Annotated in this window: 13 protein-coding genes and 1 pseudogene; 7 read left to right on the top strand and 7 right to left on the bottom strand. The window is 52.9% G+C overall.

Annotated features, from left to right (window positions below):
- The first annotated feature begins 280 nt into the window (after nucleotides 1-280).
- The 3 genes from ABIA48_RS09240 (at nucleotide 281) to ABIA48_RS09230 (ending at nucleotide 5652) form a co-directional block, all read left to right on the top strand.
- Nucleotides 281-2497, top strand: coding sequence for a hypothetical protein (locus ABIA48_RS09240; RefSeq protein WP_429488088.1), 2217 nt, complete (start codon nucleotides 281-283; stop codon nucleotides 2495-2497).
- A 717-nt stretch (nucleotides 2498-3214) separates the two neighbouring features.
- Nucleotides 3215-3394: a hypothetical protein gene (locus ABIA48_RS09235; RefSeq protein WP_429488087.1), complete on the top strand. Its 180-nt coding sequence runs from the start codon at nucleotides 3215-3217 to the stop codon at nucleotides 3392-3394.
- 26 nt (nucleotides 3395-3420) lie between these two features.
- Nucleotides 3421-5652, top strand: a complete 2232-nt coding sequence (locus tag ABIA48_RS09230) for a hypothetical protein (protein WP_429488085.1) — start codon at nucleotides 3421-3423, stop codon at nucleotides 5650-5652.
- Nucleotides 5653-6174: 522 nt separating this feature from the next.
- Here the strand turns inward: ABIA48_RS09230 and ABIA48_RS09225 are convergent.
- From ABIA48_RS09225 to ABIA48_RS09195, 7 genes and pseudogenes are all read right to left on the bottom strand, one after another.
- Complete coding sequence (locus ABIA48_RS09225) at nucleotides 6175-8559, bottom strand: AAA family ATPase (protein WP_429488083.1); 2385 nt, start codon at nucleotides 8557-8559, stop codon at nucleotides 6175-6177.
- Entirely contained in the window at nucleotides 8556-9029 is a 474-nt protein-coding gene (locus ABIA48_RS09220) for a VPA1267 family protein (RefSeq protein ID WP_429488081.1), read from the bottom strand. The genes ABIA48_RS09225 and ABIA48_RS09220 overlap by 4 nt, the downstream gene beginning before the upstream one ends.
- Before the next feature lie 65 nt (nucleotides 9030-9094).
- Nucleotides 9095-9757 (bottom strand): hypothetical protein, encoded by a 663-nt coding sequence (locus ABIA48_RS09215; protein ID WP_429488079.1) that lies wholly within the window; start codon nucleotides 9755-9757, stop codon nucleotides 9095-9097.
- Nucleotides 9754-13101 carry a VPA1269 family protein gene (locus ABIA48_RS09210; protein ID WP_429488077.1) on the bottom strand — a complete coding sequence of 1116 codons (3348 nt, stop codon included), beginning with the start codon at nucleotides 13099-13101 and terminating at the stop codon, nucleotides 9754-9756. The genes ABIA48_RS09215 and ABIA48_RS09210 overlap by 4 nt, the downstream gene beginning before the upstream one ends.
- On the bottom strand, nucleotides 13082-14506 hold the full coding sequence (locus tag ABIA48_RS09205) for a hypothetical protein (protein WP_429488075.1): 1425 nt from the start codon (nucleotides 14504-14506) through the stop codon (nucleotides 13082-13084). Before ABIA48_RS09205 ends, ABIA48_RS09210 begins: the two co-directional genes overlap by 20 nt.
- Before the next feature lie 175 nt (nucleotides 14507-14681).
- Nucleotides 14682-15932 (bottom strand): annotated as a pseudogene (locus tag ABIA48_RS09200) (FMN-binding glutamate synthase family protein); the annotation flags it as partial.
- Nucleotides 15933-16097: 165 nt separating this feature from the next.
- Complete coding sequence (locus ABIA48_RS09195) at nucleotides 16098-16898, bottom strand: helix-turn-helix transcriptional regulator (RefSeq protein WP_008000231.1); 801 nt, start codon at nucleotides 16896-16898, stop codon at nucleotides 16098-16100.
- 124 nt (nucleotides 16899-17022) lie between these two features.
- Between ABIA48_RS09195 and ABIA48_RS09190 the strand changes: the two genes are divergently transcribed.
- The 4 genes from ABIA48_RS09190 to ABIA48_RS09175 all read left to right on the top strand — a co-directional run bounded on the left by ABIA48_RS09190 (nucleotide 17023) and on the right by ABIA48_RS09175 (nucleotide 20714).
- A complete protein-coding gene (locus ABIA48_RS09190) occupies nucleotides 17023-17844 on the top strand; it encodes a carbon-nitrogen hydrolase family protein (protein WP_429488072.1) in 822 nt (273 codons plus the stop codon).
- Nucleotides 17845-18067: 223 nt separating this feature from the next.
- Complete coding sequence (locus tag ABIA48_RS09185) at nucleotides 18068-19393, top strand: APC family permease (RefSeq protein ID WP_429488070.1); 1326 nt, start codon at nucleotides 18068-18070, stop codon at nucleotides 19391-19393.
- A 224-nt stretch (nucleotides 19394-19617) separates the two neighbouring features.
- A complete protein-coding gene (locus ABIA48_RS09180) occupies nucleotides 19618-20052 on the top strand; it encodes an NUDIX hydrolase (protein WP_429488068.1) in 435 nt (144 codons plus the stop codon).
- A 23-nt stretch (nucleotides 20053-20075) separates the two neighbouring features.
- Nucleotides 20076-20714 (top strand): LysE family translocator, encoded by a 639-nt coding sequence (locus ABIA48_RS09175; RefSeq protein ID WP_007985735.1) that lies wholly within the window; start codon nucleotides 20076-20078, stop codon nucleotides 20712-20714.

Here is a 20714-nt window from a genome sequence, read left to right as displayed (position 1 = left end):
TTTAAGCGTACTTCTGCGGTTAAGACAAATGTGAACCTAATGGCCTATTGATACCCAATTTCCTGGCTGTGATCGAGTGCTAAAAACCGCAATACATTGGAAATTACTGGCATTGACGGTGGGGGCAAAGGGAGGATTTTTACGAAATCAGGTTGTAAGGGCAGCTCGGTATCAAGCTTGGCGATCAATAAGCTTCTTTTTGGGTACCTTGAACTAACCTAAATGATCGCCCCAAGCGCCTTTGTGCACGGATCGTCTGCCACCAACACAGAGAAGGTATATGTCAAAGGTCAAGTTTTCCCCTGAATCTGAGGTCGTTTCCTGGCTAATACAGCTCATCGAGAAAGAGGAGTTGCTCGACTCGATCCAAGGGAGAGATGCGATCACCTCCTTAACTGACACTGCTCCCCAAGAGTATTTCCTTCCGTCCTTTGGTATCGATTACATCTCCCGACGAGCCTCTGCTGAGGCAGCAGGCCACGTTCTAAGTCGCTTGAGCCTACTGGACATCATCTCGATCAATACCAGCATCTCAGTCACTACTGGGGAGGTGCTGCGTCCTGACATTCTCTGTTTCAATCCTGAGACGAAAACACTGGTGGTTTTTGAGGTCAAGCGGGCTAGCGAAACTGAGCGGCAAACAGTTACTGAGCTTGCAGGGTATGAGCAAGAGCTTCGAAATATGCTCCCCTTCTTGGGTAATTTCGACGTTTGCTTCGTGGTCGTTGCGGCTGACTGGGCGACGCTGCTCGTCCATGCCGTGGGTAGCATGAACGCCTGGTCGGGTAAGCAGTGCTTGGCACTCAAGTTGACCAACGGTGAATCTGGATTTGGCCTGATAGCGCACCTGCCTGAGGCTTGGCATTTAACCGGAAGTATCAATCTTCCCGCCGAAGCGCTCCCTTCAATTGATCTTTATCTGGCTTACAAAGGTATTGATGATCTGGAAGCCGAGCAAGACGATATCGATCTCGCTGGAGACAATGAAGATGATGTGTCCTGGCCTCCGAGGGTCGTACTTACCGCCATGGATGTAATTGCACGTGCCGGGGACAGGGCGGGGTCGCATGGCTTCATGATGCTTTGGCGTGACGTCAATGGCTTTGGACGTGGCCGTTGGTGTATCACGTTAGCTGCCATTGATCCTTATGCAATGCATGCGTGGTGCCGAGACCACGGATTGCCGCAGCGAGAATCGGAAGCTACGACGTTTCTTCATGAGCGTAGAGATGACCTTTTAGGGCAGACACCTACGACTGTCTATGACATCGCCAATGCAGCATTCCCAATACTTAAAGAGCATTTTGATCCTGAGTTTGGCGCAGATTTCCATTGGCAGTTGAAGACCCAACAATATCGCCACAGAGCCGTACCAACGAGATTCGATTTTTGGGGTAGCCTCGGACAGCATGCCCGAGAGTTTGTCTGCAATCCGGCTGTCCGTGAGAACTACATGCCATTTGTGGGACTTAATCAGCTGGATTGGACAGATCCTGCAGTTGCGATGACCTTGGTGGCCAATCTTTCGCTTGGGACTCCGTTTCCGGGAGGAGTGATCAAGTGCAGCGATGCGTTTTTGACTGGTCGCGTGCTCGGGGATCTCTTGGTCGCTGCTTTCAATACAGCTCCTGATAAGGAGTTAGCAGCGAAGTACGAGCCTTTGGTGGAGTGGGCTCAATTGGAGGCCCTGCGCTTCGCGATAGAGATGAAGCAAATGTACGACATCACTGAAGAGGTCGTAACCCCAATGCCAATGCTTTCAAGGGATCCGGCGAAGCGTGTGGAGGCCACGGTACAGCTAGCCCAATGGGTAAGCTCGGATCTCATCAGTACGCGGCATCCATTTCACCAAGCATGCTTTGATCTAGGTTATCGGCATGTCTGGCTTTTTAGCCTGCTGGATGCCCAGTCCATCGGACGAGCTGATCCGAATGAGTCGGAGGCGGCAGCCTCGATCATCCGCGATATGGTCAAAGGTTTACTGTCTCGGGCAGAGGGCAGCCAAGGCAAAATGTTTCAGGCTTCTGGTTTCCTTCACTTCATAGGGTTCATGGAATCATATCTAGGCTCTGAGATCATGCTAAGCGATGCGCAAGAAGTGAGTAAGGTGATCGATACCATTCCTACCAAAGAGCTACTGGCGGCGTTTCCGGACAGTATAGTTAAAGGTGCAGACTCCATAATTCCGGTTGTCCTCCACACCACCCGTCCCCCTTTTCCCATATCGGTCGATTGGGAGTGGCTGAAGGGAGGAATAAGGGCACTGTTTGAGAGTGGGGATCATTGTCCAGCCATCATTTTCAGCCAAAATGGAATGGTGGGTAGTGGCCGATTGGTAGAGCCTTTTAGGCTCCTTTCTCCTATCAGTGATCCTGAAGTTGAGGTTTATGTCCTAGATGAGTCGTCTGCAATGAACATCGCGATCAAGATGACGTGGAATGAGGTAAAAGATTTTCATGCAAAGCGAAGCCAGGGGATGTGGCTCCAGCCTAATTGAGTGTCATCCAAACCTTGTGCCCGAGGCCAAGCAATCCGCGGGCTGGACGCATCTGAACACTTGGGGCCGTTACGGGCACTGACCTGCAGCCTGGTCATTACTCTGGCGATCTATGACATTGGCAGCATGAGTACAGTGCACGGTTGCTTGGGCTTACCTATCTGCGAGGAATGCCCTTCTTACCTAAGGAGGGATCAGCATGATGAGCTTCTTGCGCTGCGGGAGAGTTGTGCTTGCGACTCCTTTAGCCGAACAGATCGGAAGCATCTAGCCTAGATCCGATCCGTCGAATTCCCGACGATTGGCGATGCGTTCCGATTTCTATCGTCCACGCCGTTGCCACGACGATCCCGCTTAGATGTACTACCATAGTGGCGAGCGCTCAATAAATGCCGTTACAGGCCGATTAACTGGTTGCAACGCAATCTAATCCACCGTAGAAGTCGGTGATTCTAGTAGCGGTAAACCAATTGGCTAGCCGGTGGTCTCAATTGGAGTGAGTGAAGCGTGAGATAACACCGTTCGTGAAAAAACGGCTGCAAGCGAGAAATAGCTAGTGAAAAGCCCGAACGCTGGCTATAGAATGAACGACTGGTGTGAGATTCAGCCTCGAACCGAATCGGCACACATCCTGTTTCGTAACACCTTTCGTTGCCGTTGCCTCAAGCGAAGTACCATTGCTACGCTGTACCTACGTGCATTTTTGACGAGAAGACCATGAGCCTGAAAGCACTAATGTCCGCCTCCCGCCCTGATGAGAACAGGTTTGATCGCGCCGTGAAGGAGCATTTCAAACAGGTGCGCCGTCAGCTCGACGAAGCTGATCGTGCGTTTGAATGCCGCGTTGCTGCCAAGGCAGTGACCCGCGAGCAGCTGGCTAAAACCTGCAGCCTTTAACCACCCCTTTTTAGGAAAGCAGCCTCATGGCTGCTTTTTTTTGGCCGATGATTCCTTATCTAGTATCCCAATTCGCACAGGAAACGATGACGAACCTGGTGCGAGAGTGCTTCGGCGCCCAATTCCCTGACATCCTGGGGAAAGCTCAGGTTGGGTACGCCTACAACTACTTAAAACGCTTGGGGGCCAAAAGCGTTTTGCTTGAGTTCGATTACATCGACAAGGACTTCTTGGAGGATTTTACCCGGTATTACGCCAAGCGATATCGCAACGACGGGCATCATTGCGCGCGAATGCACTTCTTCGCCAACACCATTGACCACCGATGCATTAGCTCGGTGTTGGAGGGGGAGGAAAACTCTCAAGCCATCGTCGACCAAATGAAATCGTCTTACCTTGGGTTCATGGTCATCAAGCCGCTCCCCAAGACATTCATTGGCAAGACGTGTCTCAAGGTGATGGATGACGAGGTCGCAGCACCAGGACGAAAGCGCAGGCTTCATCGCCCGTATGAGGTCGACCTCTTTGGTATCAAACTGAGTGTCGACTCGATAGCGTTTCAGGAACAGGATAAGGTCGTAGCCGCCTGTGCCACCACGGCAATCTGGGCTGCATTCCATGCGCTCAATTGGCGTAGTGTACGAAGCATTCGATCGTGCAGTGAAATTACGATGAATGCGTTGAATGACGGACAAGGTTCGTCCAACAGCTTTCCTAACACTGACCTAAGCACTGAAGAGATTCTTCGATCAATCGACGCCGAAGGGCTTCGTCATCATCTCGAGAGCATACAGCGTGTCGATCAGCACAGATTCGTTTCGACGGTCATAGGCCACATAGAAAGTCATTTGCCCATGATATTCGTGGGTGACGTTTTTGCTATAAAGCCTAAAGGACGAGCGAAGCGGGCGGGTCTTACCTACAGGGGTGGACACGCGATCTGCATCTTGGGGTACAAATCGGATGCGGAAGAAGTTTTGTATGTTCACGATGATCGCTACGGCCCATACACCAGAGCTAAGATCGTATCTACCGCTGACTATTTGCCTCATGAGGCTATCCCAGCTCAGTGGGCCCTCGGTATCCAGTCAATGGACAAGGACGGGAACTGGAGCAAACCTTCAGAATTGATCGTCCCCAGTGTACTGATAGCGCTTACCGATCAGAAAACTCGGTTGCCGTTCGATTACGCACGTGGCACCTGTGACGCAATTGTTCATGCCCTGAGAATCTCTCCAGGACATTATTTGAACCTGGACAATCTGTCCTTCCAGATTCGATTGCGCGAGATTTCTAGCCTTCGGCAAGAGATACGTCAGACAAAATTGCCTTTCGACAAGGGAATCAGTGACCCGGCGAATGAATACCAGCTCTCTGACAGTCGGCAACGCGAATGGCGAAAGCTGAAGGTCGGATTTTTGACCCAGGGCTTTGCACGATTCCAATGGGTAGCGCAGTTTTTTCATGAGGGCGAGCCAGCCTTCAAGGTGCTCATTGACGCTACCGACATTCCTCAAGGAGATGCTGTCACCGCTGTCTATCTCGACGACGTGCTTTTGGCTGAGCCTTACTTGAGATACTTGATCATCCACGCCGATCTATTGAAGACAGAGGGGCATGGTACGTTCTTCCAGTCTTTCCTGCGCCGCTTGGTGGAGGAGGATGAGTCGATGGAGACATATCTGAATGAGAGCTACGGAGAGGTAAGGGCCCCGCTTTATTTGAAGGCGCTCGAGGTGCAGGGTGGTGAAATCTTTCACAATCCCAACACTTCGAAACCGCTCTATGATGCTCCTGGGAAGCGTCTGGTACAGCTACATAACTCGTTCAACCGGAAATCCACTGATTACTTAATCTGGGCGATTGCTCATGACGGCGCGCTGATCGTTGGTAAAGAACACATCGTGGACATAGACGGCAGACCGGAGAAATGTGGGCATCCAAGCATCACTGGTTTCAAGCCAGCCCGTATCGCTGGCGAGCTCTGGAAAGCAGGAAGTAACGCCTGGCAGATCAACTCAAAATCCGGTAGGTACAGTGGTGATTATGTTGACGGTGTCGAGTTGCTCCAGAATGCCATGAGGAAGTTTCGATCGTTTTTCCCAGGGGAAGCGTTCGACCTCAAACCCGCTGATGATGACGTCACGGTTGAACTAGGCCCGTGTGCTGCGATGCTGAAGGAAGTTAGGGAGGTTCAGGAGGCAGAGCTAGCCCGGCAGGCCTTGGAGGTTAAAGAGCCGGGTAAAGACGCTACATGATGGAACTGGTTTTTGGAGCTGACGCCGAATTGACCCAGTTGCCGAGATGTTGGGAAAACGGCCAGCAGCGAATGTTGGGTTCACTACCGCGTAGGCAGCCAGGGCGAGGGGTTGAAGTGAGTGGTGGATGTAGGCTTGGCTGGCAGTGTGAACATCCGTGAACGCCCATACCCCTTCCGAAAGCTGGTGTACGCCAATCGCAGACAGATGGGCTTTGGCTTGGGCGACGTAGGTGTTGTTCACGAATTCGATTCCCTTGTCCATGTTTGGTGTCCCATTGGCCAATGTCGGTTCGCGTCAATCATCATTATTTTCCGCTATGCCAAGCCTCAGTGAGCTCGCCTATTCGATCCACGATTTAGAGTGCACCTATTCGAGCTGTTCACACCCCCAATTACATAATAGGCCGACAGGAACAGCTCCGTCGCGGTGCGTGGACTCACGAGGCGGCCTACAGGGCAGGAGAGCTAAAGCTATTTTAGGAAGTGTGATTTCTGGCCCTTGGGCTCAGCTTCAGGCGGATTACCTGGAAATAGTAGTGGAGTCGTCGGAGGGTAGCTCGACCGAAGTGTCGATTGAGGTCAGCATGGACAGGACACCGGTGCATCTTTGATCTAAGTGCGGCAGTGCTTGTACAGCTCTGCGTGCTGCAGCCTCATCACCTACGAGCAGCACCTGTTGTTGCGCTCTTGTGATCGCAGTGTAAATCAAGCTTCGATCCAGGTAACGATTCCCAGTAATCGAGACAATCACTCGTGGCCATTGCGACCCCTGTGCTTTATGCACAGTGAGGGCGTAAGCCAAGTCCAAATCGTTGAGAAGATCCTCTGTTACTGGTCGGCGAATACCGTCGTCCCAGTCAACCCATGCTATCGCGTAGCCGATGGTGCGACCCTCGTCGTCGCGAAGCGCCAGAGGAGTGTGTTCAATTTGAGTGACCCGCCCAAGCGATCCATTTTGGAGACTCACGTTCCACAGATTGCGCAGGCATACAACGGGGTCACCCAAGCGGAATTTAGTTTCAACCAAGCAATCGAACTCTTTACTCCAGACCATGAGATTCGGTGCGTTTGGTGCGACGCTACACTGGCAAAGCTTGTTCAACGCGTGAACGCCTTCGTCCCCCTTCTTCCGGGGACTCAGAATCTGCGTGATGTCAGGGGCCTGCAAATATAACCTCAATACCTCGGAGGCAATTGTTTGCCCTTGGAATTCGTCGATTTTGCAGTTGCTGGAATTCGTTGAATAGACGGCGTTCTTCTGAATTGGTAAAAAGGCGAACATCTGTGATTCCTCTGCGGACATTTCTGGCCATACACCTTCGCGTATTGAGGCCGCAGTGCTAGCTATAGAACCACCATGGCGCTTTACAACTTTAAGCTCAGTATTTGGAATTTGAGGAACGTTGACCAACGCATGTAAAACGAGGCCAGGGCCTACAGGCATGAGCTGATGTGGGTCTCCTACCATGAGTATTCGAGCATGATCGGGTAGCAAATTTACGATTCGATACATGGTGATGATGTCCACCATGCTTGCTTCATCGAGAACTAGAACACATGGATCTACCAGGTCTTGATCTTTGACATTTAGCAGTAAGCTTGCGATTGTCGCTGCTGGTCTGTTTGTTGCCTCATACATACGTTTTGCAGCGAGGCCTGCGACTGCCCCCTGGATAATCCTCAAATGCATCTGGTCGTACACGCGGTACAGCGCTTTCAGAACGACGGTCTTGCCAGTCCCTGCGCCGCCCGTAATCAGTGCCAAGGAATTATTGGCTGCCATGTGGATCGCCTGGCGTTGCTCGTCGGTGAGTAGTAATTGCTCATCAATTTCGAATCCGTTGATGATCGCATCGATGCCGGCAGCGTCTAACTGAAGCTGTTTATGATCACGAGAAAGGTGAGTTAAAAGTGTCTTGGAGACAGCGGACTCCATCACGTAAGCGCCAATCTGGTGAAGCTGCTCTGCGTCGTCGACAAGATAACTACCGTTGTTGAGACCAGATTCCAACGCTTTGATTGCCAGCGGACGCCATTGAAAAATAGATGTCTGGTCACCCAGAATTGAGGAGAGTCGCGCCATTACCATCTGCCGTGTAGCGGCGGTGTGTCCATCCGCGAAAAGCCTATAAAGTGCTTCCTCAATCGCTGCCTGCAGCCGACGTGGGTCGTCATCAGCCACTCCGAATTGAGTCCTGGCGAAACTATCCGTTGTGCTCCAACTCGCGAGAAACGATAGGAGCCGGTAGGGGTCTTCCTCTATTAGGCTCGACGTTTGGGTGCCGAAATATTCAATAATTTTTTTTCCAAGAGCAACATTAAATCCATGCTTGTGCAACCAGTGGAGCGTGGGAGTCTCCCGATAGGAGTGCCAAGCCTCGACCATAGTCTGAGCGCTCTCAGGACTTACTCCTTGTACGGTCGCAAGTGCGGTGGTATCACCTCGATCGAGAATTTCCGTGAGCGTTGCTCCGAATGTCTCCCAGAGCCGCGTGGCTTTCGCATTGCCAATACTTGCGAAACGTCCACCCTCGGCAAGCAGCGAAATAATGTGGTGCCCTGTCGGCAGCGTCATCTGTAGATCTTCAGCATCGATCTGTTGCTCGACGACCCGGAAACCGTTAACTACTCGGGTGTAGGGATTGGCTTCGCCGCTGACGCGCCACCATTGGCCCACTTCAACCGACACATCCTTTAAAAGTTTGCTACGAGCGACCACCACGAATTGGTTTGGGGACGGCGATGGGCTTCCGCGTTCATCGATCTCGATGCCGAAAAAGATGCAGCCACCGTAACCAAGAGGATTGTCGCAGCGAATGGAGAGCACGCGGATGAGCCGCTGATTCTGGGGCGGACGGGGAACTTGGTGACGGGATGTTTGCTCGCCGGATGATTGCCCGTTCATCGCGGCACACGTCCGGTTGATGCCAGCGCCTGGTGCAAGGATTCGTACTTAGACAGCCGGCGTCGTAGTTCGGTGATCTCAGCTTTTTGATTGGCGTTCTCTAACTGCAACCTGTGCAGTAGCTCTGACTCTCGACCTTCGATAGCAGCACGTTCTGCTTTATTCTGATCGGCCACGCTCATTTCGCTTCTACAAGTTTCTGCTCCACCTTTTACTTCCGTGTCGGGAAGTGGAGCGCGCGGGGGTAGTACAGCGCGAGCGCGCAACTGTTCCTCAAGGGCGTGTAAAGAGTTCTTGATGCGTGGATTCTGGTTTAGAGCTGACTTGGCAAAGCCGCACTCACGGGCGATCTCAGTTCTTGAAAGCACGCCCCGAGCGATAATCTTTCGGAAATCCGTGTCGTTCTTGCTTGCGACCCAACCGATGAAAATAGCGAGATTTTGTTCTGCCAGCTGCTTGCCGTTCGCCATGATCGTCTCCGGAAAACTGAAAGCGGTGAACTGAAAACTAGTGCAGATTTGCGCAGATGAAGTCGCTACCTCACATCTTTATCGTCATCAGCACTGACTAGGATCCGAAGTGCCGTGACATGCTGCTTCTCCAGCAGAATGTTATTGGTGGTTTTTTGCCTTAGTCGCTCTCTTTCGAGGCTCATACCACAGTCTGCCAAAAGCGTTGGATTCAACAGTCGGCATACTGCCTCTCTCAATGTTGGAGAAATCTCAGGTTTTGCCTTAGCCGGAGGGGCGGATATTGCGACACCACCAAATCCAACGCGGAGGAAATTATCAACAGGTACTCCTGGGATACTGCGCAGCCCTTCCATGATGCGCGTCCGATCTGCGATAGCTTGGTCACGCTCCTCTTCAAGCATCGCGACGTAGGCTCGCACCGTTTCATCAGGAATAAGCATCATCGGCTTATTCGCTTTTCGATCTCGCCTCAAAATCTGGGATGATTGTCTAAGCTCGAGGAGCTTTTTGAGAACAGGTGAGTTCCTAATGGACTGAGCCTTGGGGCCATCCCAGTCATGATCTGTACAGTAGCGCTCGACGGATCCCGCACTGATTTTCAGGCCTTGCTCTTCAAGGTAGTCGCAAGCCCTTTTTATTCGCTCAAGAGATTGTTGCTGCCTGGGATTCGTCGAGTTCTGCATCAACTCTTGCCAGACCTTTGCTACCGTTTCACTCTGGCTCATCCAAAGAGCTCCTCTTCATTGTCATCATCCTTCCCGCTATCTTGGAAATCTTGAGGCATAATGAGCGACGCCAAGCGATTCATTTCTCCCGGCTTGTTCAACGCCTCCCTATTAGCACTGTTTTCCAACAACCTAAATGCACTCTCCAGATTTGGATACCTGTCCAAAGGAAGAGTCCCGTTCAAAATTTCGTCCAGCTCCTGAGTATTCACTTGCTGGAGTATTAGCGCGGATAACATATTTGCCGCTTCATGCGCCTGTTCGGTCGTTAATGTCAGCAAGAATGGCTTCATCCCGTTCGCCACCATCATCTTAGATAGAATGGTATTTTTCTCCAGCTCGGCCTCCCTATTGGTAAAGCCCGTGGTGAATAAGCTCATCTGAGTAATTTGGTCGAGAAGAGCAAACTCATGAGCTTGCTCAAGTGTCAGCTTAAGCTCGTGAGCTGGACTAGAAGTCAAAATAGGTACTGGCAACGCAGCATCGGTTGTAATGATCCGGTTCTTTGTAGCGAGATAATCGTCCATAAGTACGATAGAGTGCTCTGCGTATCTGTATCTAGCTGCCCATTCATTAATGTCAATGTCCAACTCGCGATTGAGCAGATCTATTCGGTCACGAATTTCTCGTGCTTTTCGGGTGTTGCCTTCATCCTCGGCATCGAGGCACGCATCGTTTAGTGTGGCTATTTCGAGTCCTTTTTTTCGGATGGTGAACGCCAAGTTGTTAACCGCTGTAACTTGGCCGAGGAGATGAGCGGGCCCGGTCAGCCAGAAGCGACATAAACCACAGCGCTTGCCACCAGGTACTGGGCCATACTTGTCCTGTGAAATGCTTTCCAGTGCGCCGCCATTGCTGCAGGAAGTCCCAGGGCAGATACCATCAGAGGTAATGGTCAAAATGCCGTCTCTCTCTTTGAGCGCTGTAAGCCCTGCACTACCTCCAGCCCCTTCCTGCCCAAGGAGAAAGGGAGCGAATTCGTCCAATGACTCGAGGAACGCCTCTGACCCTATAAAGTCGATATCACTTTTCATTCGCTCGTATGCATCCTCCATAAATTGACGAAGTTTCGCTGGAGAATATTTCAAATAGTGAAGCAGCATAACTAAAGTGTGGTGGCCAGTTACAAATTGCTGTACTACTTCGAGTGGTACTCCAGCCTCAATGAGATTCGTAACGCCGCTTACGCGTAGCGAATGTAAGTCCACCGCCCATTTGGGACTTCCCTTGCTGGGGAAAGTAACAAGTTTTAACGATTGGCCATATTTGCGCTTAATATTTTTTTGGGTCTGTTCTAATACGGCAGTGTAAAATCGTGCTAAACGGGAGTATTCGATTGGGCGACTTTGATCTGCCGAGTTGGGATCCCGAAAAAGTGGGCATACAGTCGGGCGATGAACCCCGATCGGGCGTTCACGTTCTCGAGAGTCCTGTTGATAATGGAAATAAGAAAGAGGCTCCCGCAGCGGAGGGAGATAATTGTTTTGCCACTCACTTTGCTGTTGCAATAAGCCGGCAAGGGACGGGGAGACATACGGGATAGCATATCCAATTATTTTACTATCATAAGAGGCTGTTTTGTTGGTGTTTATCCATAAGGCTAGCCAAGTATCGGCCCTCAAGCTATCATGTTCAAGTTTTAAGGCTCCTTCTCTGCGACCGGGAATTGCGAATTCATAAGAATTAAGTACAAGCTTCTGTCCGTTATACACGAATTCGTCCAGCTGGCCTGAGTCCAGCCATCGGGCTTGGTGGCTTCTGATTGGCGTGTCTACCAATGTGTAAAGACAAATACAAAGCCCAGGATCGAAAACTTTAACGCTAAGCCCGGTGAACTGATCCCTCACTTGAACCATTGATCTGAAATAAGTTTTTGGAAATGCAAAATCATCTCCGATCAGGACTGACTTGATTTCATTGATGATGTATGGGGGTAAGGAGTCTCTGTATGTTTTAGATGCTGTTGTCTCACCTCCAAATCTGTCCGAGTCGTTTAGAGGATCCGGAAATTTACTATCTGCCTCCATGCCATTGGCGATTAGATAGTCGCGCAGCCAGTCAAAAAATTTGCGCATCGTAGTAATGTTGTCGTTTCTCCTCCTCTTGCTCGTGATGGTGTCAATCAGGTGTTGCCGGTATGTTTTGAGGTTTATTCGCGTTACATCGTTAATATGAGTCCGCCGATCGACAAGCCACGGCTTTTGGGGCGGCGAATTTAGCGTGCATAGAAAATCACCGAAAGTATTTAGCCGATCTACAATGCTCGAGATTCTAGCTGTCTCTCTGGACTGAACAAAAAGTGCGAATAACTCTGCCCAAAGGCTCAGTTCTGGACGTTTTGTCTCAAGCCATCGAAATCGCCCATCGAAGCGCCGCTCCTCATCAGCTACATCATTTCTCTTCGGTCTCTTAAGTTCGATACTGTGTTCAGGATTCATATTATTCATCGTCTGTAGCAGCCATAAAGCTACAGATCGAGCTTTTCCACGAAACGTCGAAAAAGCTGAGTATCTTGTTTCGGGAGGGTACTGAAGCTCTATTTGTGCGATACAGATCTCCTCGAACCGCCTTATGAGGTCTTCAGAAAAATCTTGATGGGTGTTGACATCAGTTGTGGCAAAAAAGGTGCAGGCATGCGTAAAACCCTTGTCACCTCCTTTTTTCTTTGGTGCTGCATAAGTTGACAGAATTAGTGAGCTTTTTTCTCCTCCATAAATAGGGTTGGTCAAAGTGCTGTATAAAGACGTTCCATGCCAGTCAAAAACCATTTGAGGGAACAATAACCAGTTTTTTGCCCACATCATCGTCAGTAATTCAAAGTTGCGATTATATGCTTTATAAAGGTTACCACTGACCAGTTCCCGTCCTAAATTTTTTATGAAGTATTCAACACTAGCTGACTGCTCTAGTTTAGAGTGATAGTCAGGAGCAAGTATTTCGTTTGGGCGTGATGCTACTCTAAGAAGTTCGTTTCGTGTACCAGGTAGCATGGAAGTTGTGACTTTCTTCTGTTCCGCCACGCTCAATGAGTGCATCAAGGCCATGAGTTCTCGCCCACGTACATTGGTTTTTAGTGCTTCTTGAAGGGCTTTCGTTTGTAGGTGGGCTGGCCCTGTCGAGGTGGCCTGGATAATTGGTTGGAATGCTACTATGAAATTTCCTTCTTCTTTCGTTAGGAGAAACTTCGATTTCCAATGTTCTTCAATTCTGGTTTTCTCGTAACGAAAAATCATTTCTTTCATTTCGGCTACAGTTATTTCTTCAAGAATTTCGATTTCCGACAAGCTGCCGTTCAAAGAGATGATCCGACCAGAGGCAGGTGCTTTAAAATGCTCGATCGTCATGGCTCGATTCCCTTTTCAATGCTTTCTGTGCCTCGGCGCAGAACTGAGGAAGCTCTTCAGAAATACGCGCATGTGCTTTTTTTAGATCTTCACGGACGACGGCCATGCTCAGAGAATAATAAACTTCGGTAGATTGTAAGCTTACGTGTCTCATCATGATTTTCGTCGTTTCGATTGGAAGTCTCAGATAGGAAGCACAGAAATGACCAAAAAAATGCCGAGCCCCATGAGGGTTAACTCCTTGATCTGACGGCTCTAGCCCAACGCGTTTCGCGGCTCTATAAAACGCCTTTATCATATTCGATAACTTCACAGGCTTTCCGAAGTCAGCGCCATCTTTTTCGTTAACAAAGTAGTAGGGATGCGTATCCTCCACATATCTTCGAATGGTTTTCATATATCGTTTGTGTAGATGAGCAAAAAGCTTATCGACTCCGGGGACAAGCCAATCGATTTCTGCCTCTTTGCGTTTAGGGGCGCTGTATTCCATGCCCTTCCACCCTGATCGCAAAGGATGGGTTACCCCTAGGTTGTTGCGTGGGGCGAGTCTGTATCGCTCGTTCAGAAACAATGCCCGAGTGCCGTGACGTTTTCCTAGAAATGTGTCATCCCAATTGTAAGGAGCTTCAATAGGATCTGCTAATACTACCCTGGCGCTACCGTTGGATAATACTTTTACGTCAGTGACGAATAAGTGTAAGGGTTCGGACTCCCTCGTAGCTCCAAAGAATAGTAGTATGAAAAACAATTTGTCACGAGTTGATGGGGTTGCGTTGATAAGTGCCCAAACTTTTTCGGGCGGAAAAAAGTCGTAGATATGAGTGCGACTTGGCGATCTGCTCCTAATTTTGAAAGATGATGCGTTAACGATGCCTTTTCCTATAGAAGTCGTAGGTATTAAGTGTGATAGTGGATCCCATTTTTCTCTAATAGCTAAAGTTTTGTAATAAGTTGCACGATCCTGAAAGCTCATATCCTTAATTAACATTTTTTCACGGGTATTGATCGGGAAATGATTAAAGTTGTTTGCGCAAAACAAACTGAACGAGCTTATTCGTATCACGTCATTTCTAGCGGTTTTTCGCCCGACTGCAGCCCAATTAAGAAGTTCATTGCCGTGCTCGCGAGCTTCTAGGAATCTGCTCAACATCCAGCTAACGTTTTCGGCAGATAAAGGACGCCTTTTTTCACATAGAATATAGAAGTCATAGAACAAGCCAACTCCTTGGATGGCTTGGTATAAGGCAGGAGGACTGTTCTCCTCACTAATCATTAGATCTCGCGCCCAAGCGAGACATAACAGGCTTATTTCGCTGTTTTCGAGAATAAGTATCGGAACACTGCTGCCTTTCGCCCCTTCGGCGATAGGTATCTCAATTATGGAGTGGACGGTACGACGCATCATGAAGCCCACCAGTATATTAGTTGGGGTTCATAATGGTTTAGCGGTCACTAGGACGAGTGTCAAATGAGAGGAAGATGAGGACGACGAGCGGTTTTTAGGCTTGCAGACAATCAAGTTCAGTATTCTGGTTTCTCTGAGTAAAGCAAAATAGTTCAAGTAGTAAAGGGGTTAAAACGATGGCGAACATGAAGCCGCGCGCCGAGTTGGCCCAGTCGGCGCCGATGGCCAGCACACTGGCGATGTCGAACGCGCTGACAATCTTGCCGCTGGCGCCGAGTTTGATCTTGTCCCGCAGGTTCAGGCCCACCAGGGTGTTGTGCACGAACAACAAGCCCTCGCGCATCGGCACGCCGATGTGGTCGGTGAACTCCACAGGCGCCGCGCCGGTGCCACCTTCCTTGCCATCCACCACGATGAAGTCCGGGAGGATGCCAGTCTCGAGCATGGCCTTGGCAATGCCCATGAACTCCCACGGATGGCCGAGGCAGAACTTGAACCCCACCGGTTTGCCACCGGACAGTTCACGCAGTTGCGCGATGAAATGCATCATTTCGATGGGCGTGGAAAACGCGCTGTGACGCGACGGTGACACGCAGTCTTCGCCCATCAGGATGCCGCGGGTTTCGGCGATCTCTTTGGTGACCTTGTGTTTGGGCAGGATCCCGCCGTGGCCCGGTTTTGCGCCTTGGCTCATCTTGATTTCGATCATCCGCACCTGTGGCGTTTGCGCTTGCGCCGCGAAGCGTTCCGGGTCGAAACGCCCGTCGCTGGTGCGGCAACCGAAATAGCCGCTGCCCAGTTCCCAGGTCAGGTCGCCACCGTGTTCCCGGTGATAGGGGCTGATGCTGCCTTCGCCGGTGTCATGGGCGAAATTGCCTAGCTTGGCGCCCTGGTTCAAGGCGCGGATGGCGTTGGCGCTGAGCGAGCCGAAGCTCATGGCTGAAATGTTGAACACCGACGCCGAATACGGCTGGGTGCACTGCGGGCCGCCGACCGTCACGCGGAAACTGCTCGGGTCGCTCAACGGAGCCGGGCGCATGGAATGGCCGATGAATTCGAAACCCGATTGATACACGTCAATCAGCGTGCCGAAGGGTTTGTCGGCGGTTTCATTCTTGGCCCGGGAATAGACCAGCGAACGCTGGGCCCGGGAGAAGGGCAGGGCGTCGCTGTCGGATTCGAGCAGGTACTGGCGGATTTCCGGGCGGATGCCTTCGACCAGATAGCGGATATTGCCGAGGATCGGGTAATTACGGCGCACCGCGTGGGGAACTTGCAGCAGATCAAACAGACCGACCAGACTGAGGACACCGGTGACGGCGGTGATCGGCCAGACCCAGTCATAGTCAAGAAATGGCAGGCTGGCGAAGGTGAAAATCACGCAGACGGCAAAGAAGGCGTAGCGGCTCAGGAGTGACAGGCTCATACGGTTTCCTTGGGTTCGGACTCAATAAATTTGGCTAAACACAAAACACTGTGGGAGCGGGCTTGCTCGCGAAGACGGAATCACTTTCAGCATACTGCTTGGCTGACACACCGCATTCGCGAGCAAGCCCGCTCCCACATACAAGCAAAGCGCTCCACAGGACGTTCAGGCATTTTGTGCCTGGAGAAAAATCGAAAACAGCTCGGACTGGGACTTGATCCCCAGCTTGCTGTACATGTGTTTTTTATGGACTTTCACGGTTTCGACCGAGATTTCCAGCTTGCGGGCGATTTCTTTACTGGAGCAACCGCTGAGCATCAAACGCCCGACATCCAGTTCCCGGGCGGTCAACTGCGCGCCCTTGAGTTGCTGCACCGAAGCTTCCAGTTGTACCCGCCAATCGGCTTGCGGTGGTGCGGGGGCCAGGGCAACGACTTCGTTGATCTCATAGGGTAGACGCTGGCGCAACAAACCGAGCACCCATGGCTGGATCAACGACAACAAGGCGATCTGCTGGCTGCTGAAGCGCTGCGTGCTGCCCAGTGACAGGCACAGCGTGCGGTCACCTTCGAGCTGACAATTGAACTGGATTTCGTCGGCCACCACATTCAGACGAAAGTAGCGCTGGTAATACTCGGTCAGCTCGAAGTGTTCCGGGGCCACCTCCGACAGGCGATACAGCCCGGTGCGCGACTGCTCGCGGCAGGCGATGTAGAACGGGTCGAGCAGGTACAGGCCGCGCAGGTAATCCTGGAACAACTGGTCGGGGCTGCCGTCCTCTCCGGGGCATTCGGCGAATACCTGCGGGCGCTGGTCGGCACTGAAAAGCAGGGCCACCCAGCTGTCGAAGGACACGTACTGATCCAGCAAACGCACCAGCTGGGTCCAGAAATTGGGCTTGTCCAGGGCGTCGATCAGCTGCCCCACCGAGCGGTGCCAGGCGATGTCGTCCAACGAGAGTGTCATGCATCTACCCCTATCGTGTTACCCCAGCGGCGTGATTCCCCGCCCGGTTGCTTGCTGCGCATACTGGCGCACAGACACCGACCGGGCAATCTTTCTGCCGCCCGGTCCATAACAAGGAATACCCATGAAGGTCGAACTCGCCCAATTGGCAGGTCGTGACAATGACACGGCTTACAACCTCGAACGCACCCTGGCGGCGATTGCCGGGTGCGCAGCTGACACGCAGCTGATCATGTTCCCTGAAGGCCATTTGATGGGTTTCCCTTCGGCTGAGTCCGTAGCCGAGGTGGCCGAGCCGCTGGATGGACCGTCCGTCAGTGCGGTGCTCGCCGCCGCCCGCCAGCACAATATCGCCGTGGCCATCGGCATGGCCGAAAACGACAACGGCCGTTTCTACAACACCACGCTGCTGATCACCCCCGAAGGCATCGCGCTGAAGTACCGCAAGACTCACTTGTGGGCCTCGGACCGCGGTGTCTACGAGGCGGGCGATCGCTACGCCACCTGTCTGTGGAACGGCGTGCGCGTGGGCCTGCTGATTTGCTACGACATCGAATTCCCCGAAAGCGCCCGCGCCCTGGCGCAACTGGGTGCCGAACTGTTGATTGTCACCAACGGCAACATGGACCCGTATGGCCCGACCCACCGCACCGCGATCATGGCCCGCGCCCAGGAAAACCAGGCGTTTGCGCTGATGGTCAACCGGGTGGAAGCGGGTGACGGTGGTTTGCTGTTTGCCGGCGGCAGCGCATTGGTCGATCCGCTGGGCACCTTGTTGTTCGAAGCCGGGCGCGAGGAAGGGCAGTTTGCGGTCGAGCTGGACCTGAGTCAGCTGACGGCGGCGCGCCAGGATTATCGCTATCTGGATGATCAGCGGCTGAAGTTGCCGGGAGAGGTGGTCGAGCGGGCCTGCGGGTTGCGCGAGCTGCTGATTCCTGCGCGCTGATCCGGGTTCTGTGTGGCTGGTGCCGGCCCCTTCGCGAGCAAGCCCGCTCCCACATTGGCCTTGTGAACACCCGAGATCCCCTGTGGGAGCGGGCTTGCTCGCGAAGAGGCCGGCACAAACAACACACCTGCTTGATCATTCACCGAATAACAACAACGCAACACCCGTAATTTGCGCCGAACTCGGCTCTGCCATAAATCTAATAATTCCGGAGTAGTCGCTCATGGCTCGTTTGCAACGCACCCTGTCACTGGGGTCGGTGGTGCTGTTTGGCATTGCCTACATGACACCGATCATTGTGCTCGGCACCTTTGGCATCCTCGCCCAATCCACCGCCGGCATGGTGCCGGCCGCGTACCTTGCGGCACTGGTGGCGATGTTCTTCACCGCCATGAGCTACGGGCGCATGGCCTCGGCGTTCCCGGTGGCCGGATCGGCCTACAGCTACGTGCGCAAGGCCATCAGCCCGAAACTGGGGTTCATCGCCGGTTGGGCGGTGCTGCTCGATTACCTGTTTCTGCCCATGGCAATCTGGCTGATCGGCGCGGCCTACCTCAACTCCGCATTCCCGGCCGTACCGCAGTGGATCTGGGTGCTGGCGTTCATCGGCATCACCAGCGCGATCAATATCGTCGGCCTGAAACTGGCCAACGGCATCAACGCCTTGCTGATGCTGGTGCAGTTCCTGGTGTTGATCGCCTTCGTCGCGTTGTGCGTGCATTACGTCGGTGGTGATGCGAGCACGCCGTTATGGTCGATCAAACCGTTCTTCAATGGTGATATGCAGATGCCGTTGATCATGAGCGGCGCGGCCATTGCCTGCTACTCGTTCCTCGGTTTCGACGCGGTCAGCACCCTGACCGAAGAAACCCGTGATCCACGCCGCACCATTCCCCGGGCGATCATGCTGATCACCCTGATCGGCGGGCTGATTTTCGTCGGTGTGTCGTACTTCGTGCAGATCGCCCATCCGTCGTTCCAGTTCGAGAGTGTCGACTCGGCGGCCTATGAAATTGCCCGCAACATCGGCGGTGACCTGTTCGTCTCGATCTTCCTCATCGGCCTGATCGTCGGCCAGTTCGCTTCGGGCCTGTCGGCCCAGGCCAGCGGTTCGCGGCTGCTGTATGCCATGGGCCGTGACGGCGTGTTGCCGAAAGCGTTTTTCGGCACCTTGCACGAACGCTTCGGCACGCCGATCAACAGCATCCTGCTGTGCGCGGTGGTGGCATTGCTGGCGCTGAAACTGGACGTCACCACCTCGACCTCATTCATCAATTTCGGCGCGTTCCTGGCGTTCAGCCTGGTTAACCTGTCGGTGATCTTCCATTACTGGATCGGTGGCGAGAAGAAAGGCCTGCGTGAACGGGTGCTGTTCCTGCTGTTCCCGTTCATCGGCCTGGCAGCGGATTTGTGGCTGATGGTCAGCCTCGATCATCTGGCGGTTTATCTGGGATTGAGCTGGCTGGCGATTGGCGTAGTGTACCTGGCGGTGTTGACCGGCGGTTTCCGTCGGCAGCCACCGGAGATGGATTTCCAGGAAGCTGCATAAAGGAAACTGTAGGGGCTAGCACCCAGACGCTACGCCTTCCTTGTAGCAGCTGCCGAAGGCTGCGTCCGGCTGCTACAGATTGCGTTAACTGTAGGGGCGGGCTTGCTCGCGATAAATCTGAGTGCGCCGATGGGCATCTGGTTTTATGCGTTTTCGCGAGCAAGCTCGCTCCTACAGGGCGGACATGTGATCCTTAGCGTTTTTGAGTCAAAGGCCTTCTGTTTATGTCGACCCTTTCCATGCCAGTCTCCGGCACTATTCGTATCGCCGCCGCCCTGTTGATTGACCCTGACGGCCGCACGTTGCTGGTGCGCAAGCGCGGCACCACGGCGTTCATGCAGCCGGGGGGCAAGATTGAGCCTCACGAGCTGCCGGTTCATGCGCTGGCCCGTGAGCTGGAAGAAGAGTTGGGTCTGGACATCGACCCGGCGCAGGCCGTTTACCTCGGTCCCTTCTCGGCACCGGCGGCCAACGAGCCGGGTTTTGTCGTACACGCCGAGATTTTTCAGTTGAACATCGATGCCGACGTGACGCCGGCGGCGGAGATCGAAGAAGTACTCTGGATCGACCCGGCCACCGATGGCGGTGTCAGCCTGGCGCCATTGACACGGGACCTGATCCTGCCGTTCTATCGAGCATCGCTGACCGCGATCACTTGATCATTACGTAAAGGACTTCGCCCATGATCCCGCTTCAAGACTTGCTGATTTTTGCCGCTGCCGCGTTGCTGATGGTGCTGACACCGGGGCCGAACATGATCTACCTGATCTCCCGTTCGATCTGCCAGGGCCGCAAGGCCGGGGTGATCTCGTTGCTTGGGGTGGTCGCCGGATTCTTCGTGCATTTGTTCGCTGCCGCTGCCGGTTTGACCGCGGTGTTCCTGGCGGTACCGATGGCCTATGAGGTGTTGAAGTGGGCCGGTGCGCTGTACCTGTTGTGGCTGGCCTGGCAGGCGGTCAAGCCCGGTGCGCGCTCGCCGTTCGAGGCGCAGCAATTGCCCCCGGATTCGTCACGCAAACTGATCACCATGGGCTTTCTGACCAGCGCCCTGAACCCGAAAATCGCAGTGTTCTATCTGTCGGTATTTCCGCAATTCATCACGCCGGAGCATGGCTCGGTGTTCAGTCAAAGCATCATTCTCGGCCTGACCCAGATCAGCGTCAGTTTCTGCGTCAACCTGATGATCGCCATGTTTGCTGCGGGTATCGCCTCGTGGTTCGTCAACAACCCGACCTGGCTGGCGATGCAGCGCTATTTCATGGGCTTCATATTGTCGGGGCTGGCACTGCGGCTGATGCTTGAGCAAAAACGGATGGCTTGA

This window comes from Pseudomonas sp. S30_BP2TU TE3576 (assembly GCF_050436025.1).
GTDB lineage: Bacteria > Pseudomonadota > Gammaproteobacteria > Pseudomonadales > Pseudomonadaceae > Aquipseudomonas.
Note: the sequence above shows the minus strand (reverse complement) of the source record. Positions and strands in the feature narration are given on the sequence as shown.